The following is a 14,095-nucleotide window of genomic DNA, read 5'->3' as shown; positions in this document are numbered from 1 at the left end:
TCACCATCAATGCAGGGAGACACACCATGAGCACGATCAGAGCCGCTGTCACGCAGGTCGCCTGGACCGGCGACAAGGAGTCGATGATCGCCAGGCACGAGGAACTCACGCGTGAGGCCGCGGCCGACGGCGTGCAGATCATCGGCTACCAGGAGCTGTTCTACGGCCCCTATTTCGGTGCCGTGCAGGACCAGAAGTACTACCAGTACGTCGAACCGATTCCCGGCCCGACCACCGAGCGGTTCCAGGCGCTGGCCAAGGAGCTGAACCTCGTCATCGTGCTGCCGATCTACGAGGTCGAGAACGACGGCGAGTACTACAACACTGCCGCGGTGATCGACGCGGACGGCACCCTGCTCGGCAAGTACCGCAAGCACCACATCCCGCACCTGCCGAACTTCTGGGAGAAGTTCTACTTCCGTCCCGGCAACCTCGGCTACCCGGTGTTCCAAACCGCGGTCGGCCGGGTCGGCGTCTACATCTGCTACGACCGGCACTTCCCCGAGGGCTGGCGCGAGTTGGGGCTGAACAACGCGCAACTGGTCTTCAACCCCTCGGCGACCAAGCCCGGTCTGTCGAACCGGCTCTGGGAGCTCGAGCAGCCCGCGGCCGCCGCGGCCAACCAGTACTTCGTCGCGGCCAACAACCGCATCGGTCAGGAGATCGGCGAGTTCGGCGACGACGCCCCGCACTTCTACGGCAGGTCCTACTTCGTCGACCCGCGCGGCAACTACGTCGGCGAGGTCGGCTCGCAGGACAAAGAAGAGATCGTCACCCGTGACCTCGACCTCGACCTCATCACCACCGTGCGCAACGACTGGCAGTTCTACCGCGACCGGCGGCCCGAGTCCTACACCCGGACCGTGATGCCGTAGTGGCGACCACGCTGGTCAAGGGCGGCACCGTCGTCTCGTCCACCGGTTCGTCCCTGCAGGACGTGCTCGTCGACGGTGAGCGGATCGTGGCGATGCTGGAACCGGGCTCGGCGGTGCTCGGTTCGATCACGGCCGACACGATCGTCGATGCCACCGGCAAGTACGTCATACCTGGGGGTATTGACGCGCATACGCACATGGAGATGCCGTTCGGCGGCACCCAGGCATCCGACACGTTCGAGACCGGGTCGCGGGCCGCAGCATGGGGCGGAACCACCACGATTGTCGACTTCGTGGTGCAGGCGCACGGGCAACGCGTGCAGGACCAGGTGGCGCTGTGGCACGAGAAGGCGGCCGGCAACTGCGCCGTCGACTACGCCTTCCACCAGATCATCGGCGAGGTCACCGACGAGTCGCTCAAGGCGATGGACGAGCTCATCGACGAGGGCATCACCAGCTTCAAGCTGTTCATGGCATACCCCGGGGTATTCCTGTCCTCCGACGGCCAGATCGTGCGAGCCATGCAGACCGCGGCCGGCAACGGCGGGTTGATCATGATGCACGCCGAGAACGGGTCGGCCATCGACGTGCTGGTGCAGCAGGCCATCGCGCGCGGCGACACCGACCCGTACTTCCACGGCGTCACCCGCCCCTGGCAGACCGAGCAGGAGGCGACGCACCGGGCGGTGATGCTGGCCGACATGACGGGCGCGCCGCTGTACGTCGTGCACGTGTCGGCCAAGCAGGCACTGGCCCGAATCGCCGAGGCGCGCAACGCAGGGCAGAACGCGTTCGCCGAGACCTGCCCGCAGTACCTGTACCTCTCACTCGAGGACAACCTCGGCGCGCGGGGCGACGAGTGGGGTGCGTTCGAGGGCGCGAAGTGGGTCTGCTCGACGCCACTGCGCTCACGCGAGGAGGGTCACCAGGACGAGCTGTGGCGCTACATCCGGACGGGCGACGTCACCACGGTGTCCACCGACCATTGCCCGTTCTGCATGAAGGACCAGAAGGACATGGGCATCGGCAACTTCGCCAAGATCCCGAACGGCATTGGCTCGGTCGAGCACCGCATGGACCTGCTGTTCCAGGGTGTGGTCGACGGGCGGATCAGCCTCGAGAAGTGGGTCGACGTTTGCTGCACGACGCCGGCGCGGATGTTCGGGCTGTACGGCCGCAAGGGCGTGCTGGCTCCTGGCGCGGACGCCGACATCGTCATCTACGACCCGAACGGCCACACGTCGATCGGCGTGGGAAAGACGCACCACATGAACATGGACTATTCGGCCTGGGAGGGTTACGAGATCGACGGGCATGTTGACGTCGTGCTGTCCCGTGGCTCCGTGATCAAAAATACCTCTGGGTATGTCGGGTCGAAATCGCACGGTCAGTTCGTGAAGCGCTCCCTGTCGCAGAATTTGATCTGATGGATTTCGGAGTAGTACTGCAGAACGACCCGCCGGCGTGGCGGGTCGTTGACCTTGCCGTCAAGGCCGAGTCGTACGGCTTTACGCACGCCTGGACGTTCGACTCGCACCTGCTCTGGCAGGAGCCCTACGTCGTCTACAGCCAGATCCTGTCGGCGACGCACCGCATGACGGTCGGTCCGATGGTGACCAATCCGGCCACTCGTGACTGGACTGTCACCGCGTCGCTGTTCGCGACGCTGAACGACATGTTCGGCAACCGGACCGTATGCGGCATCGGCCGCGGCGACTCGGCGGTGCGCGTCATCAATGGCGCGCCGGTGACGTTGAAGACGCTACGTGAATCCATCGCGGTGATCCGTGGTCTGGCCAACGGCGAGGCCGTCGACTACAAGGGCAACCAGCTGCGCTTCCCGTGGTCGCGCGGGTCGAAGCTGCCGGTGTGGGTGGCGGCGTACGGGCCGAAGGCGCTCGCCCTCACCGGCGAGGTCGCCGACGGTTTCATCCTGCAGCTGGCGGATCCGGCCATCACCGAGTGGTCGATCGCCGCCGTCCGCAGGGCCGCCGCTGACGCGGGCCGCGACCCGGCATCGATCACCATCTGCGTCGCTGCGCCGGCCTATGTCACCGACGGCACCGACGCCGGGCTGGCGCGCGGCCGTGACCAGTGCCGTTGGTTCGGTGGCATGGTGGGCAACCACGTCGCCGACATCGTCGCGCGCTACGGGACAGACGCCGCCGTGCCCAAAGCGTTGAGCGACTACATCGCTGGGCGGCAGGGCTACGACTACAACTCGCACGGCAAGGCCGGCAACGAGCACACCGACTTCGTCCCCGACGAGGTGATCGACCGGTTCTGCCTCATCGGGCCACCCGAGGCGCAGGTCGAGCGGCTCGAGGAACTGCGAGAGCTCGGCGTCGACCAATTCGCGCTCTACCTGCAGCACGACGCGAAGGACGCCACGCTCGCCGCGTACGGCGAGAAGGTCATGCCGGCGGTGAACACCAGGGTCGACGCGAAGTCCTGACGGGGAGCGGCATGATCGGGGTATGACGACACTTCCGCTCTCGCCCGACGAACTGCTCACCACGACCCGCACCGTCCGCAAACGCCTCGATCTGACGCGTCCGGTGCCGATCGATCTGGTGCGCGAGTCGATCGAGGTCGCGTTGCAGGCGCCGTCGGGCTCGAACAAGCAGGGCTGGCACTGGCTGATCGTCACCGATCCCGCCCAGCGGGCGGCGATCGGGCATCTCTACCAGGAGGTCGGGGAGCTCTATTTCGCCTCCGGAGGTTCGGCTGCCGGCCAGTTCACCGACGACCCCGCGCGGGCGAAGGTGCAGCAGCGGGTCGGGGACAGCGCGCGCTGGCTCGCCGAGCACATCGCCGAGGTGCCGGTGCTGGTGATCCCGTGCATCGAGGCCGCGAGCCTGCCTGCGGGTAATCAGGCCGGGCTGTGGGGCTCGCTGCTGCCGGCCGCCTGGAGCTACTGCCTGGCTGCCCGGGCCCGCGGGCTGGGCACCGCCTGGACGTCGTTCACCCTGGCCCGCGAGCCGCAACTGGCCGAGATCCTCGGTCTGCCGGACAACGTGCGGCACGGAGTCCTGCTGCCGACCGCGTACTACACCGGCGAGACGTTCAAGCCGGCCGCGCGCCAACCCGTCGACGACGTCCTGCACCTCGACCGCTGGTAAGCGCCGCACGTATCTGGGCGCTTGTCCGCCGAGATGGTCGTGATTTGGGCGGAAATCACGACCACCCTGACGGACAAGCGCGCCCCCGGCAGGGTCAGGAGGCGGCAGCGCTTAGGTCGTAGACGGTCTGGCCGCCGACGGTGGTGGCGGTGTAATGCTTTGCCACCCACGCCGCGATCTGGCTGCCGACGCCGCTGCTGCCACCCTGGCCGCCGGAGCTCGCGCTGCCGATGAAGTACCGGATCTTGCCGGCCTTGACGTAGGCCTCGAACTGGGCCGGCGTCGGCGAGTTGTCCGTGCCGCTCCACCCGCCGATCGCGATCACGGCCTTGCCGCTGGCCAGCTCGAGCTCGGCCGCGGTCTGGTCACCGACGACGGCTGCCGCCCAGGTGGACGTCGTCGCCTTGAGCTTGGCCACGAGTGCGGAACTGGTGCTCGACCCGCCACCGATCGCGGCGGCCGACGAAGAGCCGGACGGTGCGCCACCCGAGCCCGTGCCGCTCGAGCCCGTGCCACCCGAGCCCGTGCCGCTCGAGCCCGTGCCGCTCGAGCCCGTGGCGCTCGAGCCCGTGCCGCTCGGGCGGGTGCCGGTCGACGCCGCACCGGACGGCCGCGTGCCGGTCGGCGCCGTGCCCGAGCGCATGCGGCCGCCGCTCGCGCCGCCACCGCCCATGCCGCTGGTCTGCGCCGCGGCCGGGCCGACGCTGGGGATGGAACCGGTGTGCGGACTGGCGGCGGTGGCGACGCCGAAGGCGCCGGTACCGAGCAACGCGGCGACCAGTCCGACGACAACCACGCCTCGTGCGGCCAGGCGGCCGGGGACGGCCAGGGCCAGCACCGCCAGCACCGTCGCAGCGAGCACGACCCAGCGCAACTCGGGATGCCACGACGACGTGCGGCCGAGCAGCACGGACGACCACCCGCCGGCCGCGACCACGATCGCGCCCAGCCCAGCGCGGGTGAGCACCGTCGAGCGCACCCGCCACAGCGCCGCGCCGCCCACCGCGACCAGCGCAGCCAGCGCCGGGGCCAGCGCCACCGTGTAGTACGGGTGGATGGTGCCTTGCATGTAGCTGAAGACCAGCGCGGTCACCAGGGCCCAGCCGCCCCAGAGGATCAGCGCGGCGCGCGTCCGGTCAGTGCGGGCCGCCCGGGTCGTGACGACCAGACCGGCGACGAACGCGACCAGCGCAGCGGGTAGCAACCAGGAGATCTCGTTACCCATCTCGGAGCCGAACAGCCGGGTCAGGCCGGTAGCGCCTCCGAAGGAGGAGCCGGTCGTGCCGCCACCGCCACCCCCGCCGTTGCCCTCGGAGCCGAACAGCCGGCCCAGGCCGTTGTAGCCGAAGACCAGGTCGAGGATCGAGTTGTCGGTCGAGCCGCCGATGTAGGGGCGTGCCGACGCCGGCCACAGGCCGACGACCAGCACGTACCAACCCGCCGAGGCCAGTAGTGACAGACCGGCGAGCAGGGTGTGCCCGATCCGCTTGCGCAGGGACGTCGGTGCACACACCAGGTAGACGAGCGCGAACGCGGGCAGTACGAGCAGGCCCTGCAGCATCTTGGTCAGGAACGCGAAACCGAGCGCCGAGCCGGCCAAGGCCAGCCAACGCCAGGACGCGGACTCGAGCGCGCGGGTCACGGCGTACGCGCCGGCGACCAGCAGCAGGGTGAGCAGAGCGTCGGGGTTGTCGAAGCGGAACATCAGCACGGCGGCCGGAGTGAGGGCCAGCGCGGCGCCGGCGAACAGCCCGGCCGGGACACCCGCCACCCGACGTACTGCGCCGTAGAGCAGCCCGACGGCGGCCACGCCTTCGAGGGCCTGCGGCACGAGCAGGCTCCACGAATTGAAGCCAAAGATCCTCGTGGACAGGCCCATCACCCACAGTGCGGCCGGCGGCTTGTCGACGGTGATCGAGTTGCCGGAGTCCAGCGAGCCGAAGAACCACGCCTTCCAGCTGTGCGTGCCCTGCTCGACCGCTGCGGCGTAGAAGCTGTTGGCGTTACCGGAGGCCGAGAGGTTCCAGAGGTAGAGCACCGCAGTCAGGCCCAGCAGCACCAGCAGTGCCGGACGCGCCCAGCCCGGCTCGTCGGCCGGCCCGCGCACGAGGCGACGCACCCGTCCCTTGCGCGGCGGTGTGGGGCTGGGTGGATCGACGACGCGCAGTTGCGCATCCGGACGGTCGAGAGTTGTTGTCACGGCGGCATCCTCGGTGGCAGGGGCGGAGCACGATCAGTACGTACGAGCCTGCGCGAGTGGGCCTCATGGCCGCCTCACGGCAACGTCAAGAGCAGCCCAGGAGCGGATGTCAACATCCTGTGGACCCCCCACTCGTGACCCACTCGTGATCAACAGCGCCGAAACGTCGGCAGCCGACGTTTCGGCGCTGTTGATCACGGAGGGGGCGGCATGATGAGCCGGTGACCGAGCCCGGGGACCATGACGTGGCCGGCGGTGTGGCGAGCGGTGTGGCCGGCGATGTGCCCGCCGACGTACTCGCCGAGCTCGCGAGCGCGGCCGCCGCGGATGCCGGGGGAGTCCCCGCCGACCTGCTCGGGGATTTCCTGTCCGTTGTCGTCGCCGCCGTGGTCGCCGGCCACCCGCTCGCCCCGGCGGACGTCCGCGGCTACCGAAGCCTGGGCGACCGCGCCGCCCGGCAAGGCGTGGCCCTGCGCGCCGTCCTCGATCTTTATTTGTCGGCCGCCTGGCGGTTGTGGACGCACCTGCCACCCGTCCGTCACGCACCCGAGCGTCCGCAGGGTGTGGTCATGGCCGGCGAGGTCATGCTGCATGCCGCCGACGACGTGGTCGCGGCACTGACCGAGGGCTACCAGCTCGCGCGTCGAGCCCTGGTGCGCACGCAGGAATCCGCCCGCCGCGAGTTCATCGACGACCTGCTCGGCGGCACGGCCGACGTCGTCGGGCTACTGCACCGCGCGGACGGGTTCGGTCTCGATCTGTCGGGCCCGCACGCCGTTGTCACCGTCGAGGCCGAGCGGGCCTTCGACGACGGATTGCCGCTGATCGGCACCCTGGAGCGGTCGATCTCCGGCGTGAAGGGCGACACGCAAACCCTGCTCGCCAGCAAGGAGGGCCGCCTCGCAGTCGTCTTCGCCGCGCCCGACCGCGCGGCCGTCAACTATGTCGTCGAACGCATCGGCGAGGTGCTCGACCGACAGCGTGACGGCCGGGCGTCGGTCGGCGGGTGGCGGCTCGGCATCGGGCGTTCGGGACCGGGCGCGGACGGCGTGGTCTCGTCCTACCGCGAAGCACTCGATGCGTTGGAGCTCGGAGGCCGGCTCGGGTTGCCCGGCCGGGTCGTCGATGCTCGCGACGTGCTGGCCTACAGCGTGCTGCTGCGGGACCGGGGCGCGCTACGCGATCTGGTGGAGTCCACCTTCGGCCCGTTGCGCGCCGCCCGCGGCGGTCCGCAACCACTGGTCGAGACGTTGGCCGCGCACACAGCAGCAGGCGGCAACAACACCGCTACCGCGCGGGCCCTGCACCTGTCGGTACGGGCGGTCACTTACCGCCTCGACAGGATCCGCGACCTCACCGGCCTCGACCCCGCGTTGCCGGCCGATCGCTTCCCGCTGCAGCTTGCCGCCCTCGGTGCCCAGCTGCTTTCCTGGCCTGACTAGCGGGTGGTCCCCAAGTCGTCGACCTCGGCCAGCCAGTCCGCGTGCTCCTGAGCGGCCCACTCTCGCGACACCCGGCCGGTGCGCATTCCGCGCCGCGCCTCCGCGTCCTTCATTGCGAAGTAGACGTGTCCGACAACCAGCAGGCCGACGGCGAGCGCGAACCAGTCATGCACGAAGGTTGCGCCCGTCCGAATCGCCAGCGGTGCGAGCCCGACGAAGTACATGAGTACACCCGTCCCCAGCAGGACGAGGATCGACCCGCAGGCCAATGATGCGTTCAGCTTCTGACCGCCGTTGAACTTGCCGACCCGGATGCGGCCATCGCGTCGGGTCTTCGAGCGCAGCCAGCGACGGTCGCCGGGCGTGACGCGGCTCAGCCGCCGCAGGTCGGCACGGTAGGCGCGCGAGGCCAGACCGAGCACCATCGGCACCGGCAGTGCGAAGCCGCAGTAGACATGGACCAGCTCGACGACGTGGCGGTAGCCGACGTGCACCGAGATCGAACCGTTGTAGAGCACGGCCGCGGTGACGATGCAGACCGTCATCAGCACCGCGGTCGTGCGGTGCACCAGTCGCTCGGCCCGGCTGAACCGAGACACTGCGGTCGACACCACTAATTCCTCAGCTCCGGATGCGTCCGTCGATGTCATAGCCTCGCGTCTCCCAGTAGCCGGGAATTTCGGTGTCGGTGAGCTGAATGCCCGACAGCCACTTGATGCTCTTGTAGCCGTACATCCCACCGGCGTAGATCCGCACCGGCCCGCCGTGGTCGTGGGTCACCGGGCCGCCGAGCATCTCCGTCGCCACGAGCACGTCCGCGCGACGCGCTTCAGCGATCGTCAGTGACTCGGTGTACGTGCCGTCGAAGGACCGGAACAGCACGGCGCGTGCCTTCGCGGTCGGCTCGGCGAGACGAGCAGGTGCGACAGCCGCACACCCGCCCAGTGGACGTCGGGCACGTGCCATCCGGTGACGCACTGGAAGCCCTGGACCAGGCTGCTGCGTGGCAGCGCATGCAGTTGGGGCAGCGAGTAGGTCACGGGATGGGCGACGAGCCCTGACACGCGCAGCCGGTAGGTGGCAGCGGTGCGCGTCGGGACCGACCCGGTGACCGAGTAGTAGCGGAAGGTGTCGCCCAGCGGAATGAGCTGGAGCAAGCCTGTCGGATCGCGTTGCGCGATCGGGCCCAGCGTGCTGGCCATTTCGTCCTGGATCCGATGGCCGAATACCGTGCCCAACGCCCCGAGCCCGAGCAGGCCGAGCACGACGCGCCGGCCGACGGGCGCACCGTCCTCGGTCGCCACGTCTGTTGCCGCATCTGACGGAGTCCCGCGCCGGCGTAGGTGAACGTTCAGCGCGCTCGTCGCCTGACGCCGAAGTCGGGGCTCTGCATGAGGGGCACTCCCGGGTGTTCAGGTCGGGGCCGTCCGCTGCGGGTGGGCCTGCCACCAGTGTGCCGCCGCGCGCGCAGAAGCGCGCGCTTGGTATCGGGCTCGGCCACCGCGCCGTCTGCCGGATCGGCAGGCCGGCGCAGCGTCTTGTCTTATGGTTGCGGCGGGACGTGCGGGGAGAGCGCCATGACGGATGTAGTGAACTGCTCACGGGGTCGCTTGTTGGGTCTGCCGTTCACACGTCGGTGGCGCGCGGTCGCCATAGTCATGATCGCGTCGGCGGTCGCGATGGGCCTGAGTGCGTCCGGACCAGCCGAGCTGCTCGCCGCCAACTCAGCCCCCTTGACGCGACTGACGCCAACGGCGCAGGCCCTGTCAGCACCGACTCCGTCGGGACGAACCAGAAACCTCGTTTTCCACAATGGCGACCGCGTCGCGGGCGTCGGCGAGGTTCAGGTCGTGCCGGGACGGCCCACGCGTTTCTGCGACCCTAATCAGGTGTACGCCACGGACACGAAGCATGCACCGTCGTGTATCGGTGTCGACGCGTACGGTGTCGACGTCTCGCGGCTCAGCCACCGCTTCACCCAGAACCACATCACCTACGGGCAAGCCGAGCTGATCGGCGTATTCGACAAGGGCCGCCTGCGGGTCAAGGCGCAAGGGCCGGCATCGTTGGGCCAGGTCGGCGGGCCACGCGTTCCCTGCAGCGCACCCGCAGGCGGTTGGGCCAAAGCCAAGCCTTCGCCGCCCGGAATCGTCACGCCGTGGGTGAACCTCGCGGCCATGGGCCGGTACAAGCACGCGCACACCGCCAGCACGCTGCGCATCGCCAGTCTCGCGGCGTCGAAGACCCAGGCCGTCGCGGTCATCGTCACCACCGCGAACGTGCGTGCTGTGCGTGCTGCGCTTGCGCCGTCCTATCCGCGGGCACTGTGCGTCGTGAGATCCCGCTACACCCGGTCCGAGATCAACCGAACCGCGTCACGTCTGCTGCCGCTCATCGAGGAACAGCCCGTGCACGCACCCCTGACCCAGGTTGAAGCCGTTGGTTTCGGTTACGACTTCGCGCCGGACGGGCAGATGTGCACCGTGCTGACGCTGCCGACCATGACGCGGCGCGTCGCCAAGATCGTGGACGCGCAACCCGCCGGGATCGTCCAAGTCACCACCTTCCTGCGACGAGCCTGAGCAGGCCAAAGGGTCATTTCGTCAGATACTCTGAGGTCCGGGTACTGACAACATTGCCGTTTTCGCCGCCGGCCTGGGTAAGCACCGTGCACTGCTGAGGGCTCAGGAGGGACGGAGCCAATTCTTGCTGCTGCGAATCATCACTCAATGGAGCCTCGGCCGCCCGTCCCTTCCGACGACCGCAGCCGGCACAGAGCTCTGTGCCCTCATTGCGTTCCTGGGGCTACGGGCAACAGACGCCGTTCAACTCCTCTTCGCGCTGCCCGGAAGCACCGAACAGACCACCAACAGGTGGCTGTTCTTTGCGCTCATCGCCCTTTATGTCCTCGAGACCATCGCAATCTCGACAGCTGTCATCCGAGCCAGGCAGTACCGCAGCGCGACATGGGCAGCCCTGGACACCGCTACGGGCCTACTCGTATTGCTATGTGAGCCGTTCTTCACCACGACTCACGACCGCGTCGGGACTTGGGTTGCCTGGGGTTTTGCGATCAGCGTGGCGGCCGCGCTGGGTGCGGGTATTGGATTCCCGGAACGCTGGCAAACAATGACTGCATCGGCCGCGCTTGCCGTCGGCTACGTCGCAGTCAGCTTGCCGGGCGCCAGCAGCGGCGCTAGGTCCACCGTTCTGTCCAACACCGTGGCGTATTTTGGCTTTGCACTCTTTACCCGCGCTCTAGCAACTTACCTTCGACGCTTGGGCCGCGATGCCGATCAAGCGCGCGACGACGCTGTGGTGGCAGCCCGCTACTACGAATACAACCGGCACCGCAGGCTCCTGCACGATCAGGCCACCGTGCTTGCCCTCCTCGCTCAACCCAGCACGAACCCCGAACTCGAAGTACTTCTGCGTCACCAGGCCGGCGCGGGCGCAACCAAGATCCGCACCTTTTTGGAACGCCCACCCGGTGCTGAACCCCGAACCGGGAACGATGCCCGACACATCCGCGATGTTGTTCATGCCTCTGTCTACGGCTTCGACGACCTTCCGATTGACTTAGCGCTTGACCTCGCAGGCGACACCTGCCTTGACGAGCCTGCCGCCGAAGCGCTGGAGGGAGCGATCACCGCCATCCTGCACAACATCCGGGTGCACGCCGATGCGCAGAACGTCACTATCCACGTGGACCAAGCATGTGGGAAACGGGACGCCGACGATGTCGGCCACTGGGTCATGACAATCCGCGATGATGGGACGGGTTTCGACGCTGCGCACACCTTGACGGGTTTTGGTCTCGCCGTTCAAGTGAAACAGGCCCTTGATGACGTCAACATCTCCACCGAACTTGAGACTGCGAACGGCCAGGGAACCTGCCTCACACTCCGCGGCCCCGTCGTTAAGGAGGCGGCCCGGCGTGGTTGACGGCGACAGCAGGGAGCGCAGATCGGTCCCACCGAACTGTGGAGCTGTTCAATTGAGTATCCGGATCGCAAGCATCGACGACGACACCGTCATACGACTTGCCCTACCGCTGTTGCTGCCCCACATAGAGGTCCTCGGTACCTACCAGTCAACCGAAAAGTTCCTCATCGTGTCACCTAACGTAGATGTTGTTCTTCTCGACCTGCACCTGTCGTCGGATGAGGACGACCGTGCGCAAGGCGCCAGAGCGGTTGCGCGAGTTGCGGCAGCAGGCCACCGTGTCCTGCTCTACACGAACGAGCGCCGTCGCGAAGTCCTCGCTGGTTGCATCGCCGCCGGCGCCCACGGCATCACCCACAAGACCGACTCGATCCAGGCGCTTGCGGACGCGATCGACAAGGTCGCCGCCGGTGGCTTGGTCATTCCCCACTCCTTGACCGGCCTCATTGAGCTCCTTGACCGCCGCGGTGCTACCGAAGCCCTTACCCCCCGGCAACGCGAGGTGCTCTCTGCCCGAGCGCGAGGTGAATCGTTCGCAGCCATCGCCGAACGCCTCTACATCTCCAAACGCACCGCAGAGGACCACATGGCCAAAGCCACCTCCCGCTTCGCAGAGTACTTGCGCACCCATTCGCCTGCTGACCTCGAACGTCGCCTTGGGATCGGTCCTGGCGATCTGCTCGACTAGACCTAGGCTGGCAAACACCGTAGAAACCACAGTTTTGCCCGACGTGGCGTACCGCAATCATTCACCGGGGTGTTGAAGTCTCGTTTGACCCGCAGATCCGCCGCTATTTCGAAGCGGACTTTTCACTACAAAGATACGGGGAATGCGCCATGACCTGCAGTGCAACCACACCGAGTCACCAGGCAAGCTCTTGGGTCCCCGCCGTTCGTCGAAGCCTGGCTCTCGCTGCAGCGTGCGGGCTGCTTGTGTGCGCGGCGCCTTCTACTGCCACAGCCACGCCACCCGCATCACATGAGCCGCTATCGGCAACGTGTGCGACCGGCGGGCCGAAGAATGGCTCGGGCCCGGCCGGGGGTCTCGTCAAGGGTTTCGCCAATCACGGCAGGTACGTACAGCCGCACGGTTACGGCGCTTACACCGCACTGGCCGATGGCTCTCACGTGTTAGTTGCCCGAACCACGACAACCGTCACTATCAACAGGCTGACCGCGGCCGGCGCAGTTGACAAGCGGTTCGGTTACCGCGGCAGCATTCGTCTTCCGTCGGACGATCTGGAGGATTTCGTACGACTCGCTAGCGGAAAGTTCGTTACCGTCGCCTCAACGTCAGAGACCTCACTGCAGGTGACCCGTTTCAGCGCCGCCGGCAGACTCGACGCAAGCTACGGCAAGCGCGGATCCGTCCAGATCACGCAGGGCCCAAATGGTACGAGTGTCGCGGTGGCGGGCAACGGGGCGATTGCCCAACTTGATAACGGCTCGCCGGGCACCAGCCTGACGGCCTCGAGGATCACCGAATACTCACCCTCCGGGCACCCCGCGGCGTCCGTAACCCTCGCCGGCGCGGCATATCTCAACGTCTACGGGTTGATGGCAAGCCCCAACGGCGGCGCGTGGTACGTGACCGCTGATAACGGCGGCGGCACCCAGCGACTCTTCCGATACACCACGAACCTTGCCTTTGACCGGTCGTTCGGCAAGCACGGATCAATCAGCCTTGGCAATGCCCAGTTGAGCCTAGTCACCAAGAATGCGCTGTTCCTAGCCGGGAGCGCGCCGACTCATCCCAAATCGTTCGCCTGTACCACCGCGGCGGTGACAAAGCTGCACCTCAACGGCTCGGTCGACACCACCTTCGGCTCCCATGGAACAGCCCAACGTTTCATGTTTGCGGGTGGTCGCCACGCGCCTGGGTTTGCGACACAGATCGCGCTTACGGCGCATAATAGGATCGTTGTCCTCGGCAACTTCTCGCGAGGCAAAGCCTCGCAATTTGGACTTGCCCGCCTTCACGCAGACGGGTCGGTCGACCATAGCTTCCGGTCAAATTCGCTGGCTGTCGGAGAGCAGAACTGGGGACGTGGCCTTGTATCCCTCTCCGCCGTCGGCGCTGGCACGATCTACGTGAGCGGTCAGACCTTCGCCGGCCGAGGCTTCGTCATCGCATGTCGGAGTAAATAGGCGCTCCCCTGCGACAAGCGCCCAGCTCGAGACAGAATCCACCCAGAGCGAGCAGGGTCGCCGCGATACCCACGGTGGCCTCTGCTCAGGAGCGAGCGAGACATCCGCGCCAGAAGGGAACGAGCCGACGGGCCGCTGAGATCGTCGGCAAGCAACTGCACACGGAAGACAAGTCGCGAGAGACTGTGGCATGACCGATGTGCTGACATACACCCCCGGCGAGGGCGACTACGCCTGGACGTTCGGCGGTGCTGCGCCGGTGGCGCGAATCAAACCGGGCACGATTCTGCAGGTCTATACCGAGGACTGCTTCGCCGGACGGGTGCGCTCAACCAGCGACCTGGTCAGCGAGGTGTGTGAGTT

General features: G+C 67.4%; 11 protein-coding genes and 2 pseudogenes. 10 read left to right on the top strand and 3 right to left on the bottom strand.

Going from position 1 to position 14,095, the window contains the following annotated elements; translation table 11 throughout:
- The first annotated feature begins 26 nt into the window (after positions 1-26).
- From ACFFC4_RS17235 to ACFFC4_RS17220, 4 genes are read left to right on the top strand one after another with little or no spacing between them, the layout of a single operon-like run.
- The gene (locus tag ACFFC4_RS17235) at positions 27-875 is read left to right on the top strand and encodes a nitrilase-related carbon-nitrogen hydrolase (RefSeq protein WP_375503105.1); all 849 of its coding nucleotides are present in this window, start codon (positions 27-29) and stop codon (positions 873-875) included.
- On the top strand, positions 875-2,302 hold the full coding sequence (hydA, locus tag ACFFC4_RS17230) for a dihydropyrimidinase (protein ID WP_375503103.1): 1,428 nt from the start codon (positions 875-877) through the stop codon (positions 2,300-2,302). The genes ACFFC4_RS17235 and hydA overlap by 1 nt, the downstream gene beginning before the upstream one ends.
- Positions 2,302-3,330, top strand: a complete 1,029-nt coding sequence (locus tag ACFFC4_RS17225) for a TIGR03842 family LLM class F420-dependent oxidoreductase (RefSeq protein WP_375503101.1) — start codon at positions 2,302-2,304, stop codon at positions 3,328-3,330. Before hydA ends, ACFFC4_RS17225 begins: the two co-directional genes overlap by 1 nt.
- A 22-nt stretch (positions 3,331-3,352) precedes the next feature.
- Positions 3,353-3,997: a nitroreductase family protein gene (locus ACFFC4_RS17220; RefSeq protein ID WP_375503099.1), complete on the top strand. Its 645-nt coding sequence runs from the start codon at positions 3,353-3,355 to the stop codon at positions 3,995-3,997.
- Between the two features lie 94 nt (positions 3,998-4,091).
- Here ACFFC4_RS17220 and ACFFC4_RS17215 read toward each other — a convergent pair whose 3' ends face one another.
- Positions 4,092-6,197 (bottom strand): ArnT family glycosyltransferase, encoded by a 2,106-nt coding sequence (locus ACFFC4_RS17215; protein ID WP_375503097.1) that lies wholly within the window; start codon positions 6,195-6,197, stop codon positions 4,092-4,094.
- A gap of 221 nt (positions 6,198-6,418) precedes the next feature.
- On the opposite strand from ACFFC4_RS17215, the gene ACFFC4_RS17210 reads away from it, so the two are divergent.
- Positions 6,419-7,639 carry a PucR family transcriptional regulator gene (locus ACFFC4_RS17210; RefSeq protein ID WP_375503095.1) on the top strand — a complete coding sequence of 407 codons (1,221 nt, stop codon included), beginning with the start codon at positions 6,419-6,421 and terminating at the stop codon, positions 7,637-7,639.
- On the opposite strand, the gene ACFFC4_RS17205 is transcribed toward ACFFC4_RS17210, so the two are convergent.
- Together ACFFC4_RS17205 and ACFFC4_RS17200 are read right to left on the bottom strand one after the other, a co-directional pair.
- Positions 7,636-8,250, bottom strand: coding sequence for a cytochrome b/b6 domain-containing protein (locus ACFFC4_RS17205; protein WP_375503093.1), 615 nt, complete (start codon positions 8,248-8,250; stop codon positions 7,636-7,638). The genes ACFFC4_RS17210 and ACFFC4_RS17205 overlap by 4 nt on opposite strands.
- Before the next feature lie 10 nt (positions 8,251-8,260).
- Positions 8,261-8,895, bottom strand: a pseudogene (locus ACFFC4_RS17200) (molybdopterin-dependent oxidoreductase).
- Positions 8,896-9,528: 633 nt separating this feature from the next.
- On the opposite strand from ACFFC4_RS17200, the gene ACFFC4_RS17195 reads away from it, so the two are divergent.
- The 5 genes and pseudogenes from ACFFC4_RS17195 to ACFFC4_RS17175 all read left to right on the top strand — a co-directional run.
- Positions 9,529-10,221 (top strand): hypothetical protein, encoded by a 693-nt coding sequence (locus ACFFC4_RS17195; protein ID WP_375503091.1) that lies wholly within the window; start codon positions 9,529-9,531, stop codon positions 10,219-10,221.
- Between the two features lie 124 nt (positions 10,222-10,345).
- Positions 10,346-11,584 carry a hypothetical protein gene (locus ACFFC4_RS17190; protein ID WP_375503089.1) on the top strand — a complete coding sequence of 413 codons (1,239 nt, stop codon included), beginning with the start codon at positions 10,346-10,348 and terminating at the stop codon, positions 11,582-11,584.
- A gap of 52 nt (positions 11,585-11,636) precedes the next feature.
- Positions 11,637-12,272: a LuxR C-terminal-related transcriptional regulator gene (locus ACFFC4_RS17185; protein WP_375503087.1), complete on the top strand. Its 636-nt coding sequence runs from the start codon at positions 11,637-11,639 to the stop codon at positions 12,270-12,272.
- 440 nt (positions 12,273-12,712) lie between these two features.
- Complete coding sequence (locus ACFFC4_RS17180) at positions 12,713-13,732, top strand: delta-60 repeat domain-containing protein (protein ID WP_375503085.1); 1,020 nt, start codon at positions 12,713-12,715, stop codon at positions 13,730-13,732.
- 190 nt (positions 13,733-13,922) lie between these two features.
- A pseudogene (locus ACFFC4_RS17175) lies at positions 13,923-14,095 on the top strand (acetamidase); the annotation flags it as partial.

The organism is uncultured Jatrophihabitans sp., assembly GCF_964244045.1.
Taxonomy (GTDB): domain Bacteria; phylum Actinomycetota; class Actinomycetes; order Mycobacteriales; family Jatrophihabitantaceae; genus Jatrophihabitans.
This window is presented reverse-complemented; position numbering and strand designations above follow the sequence as displayed.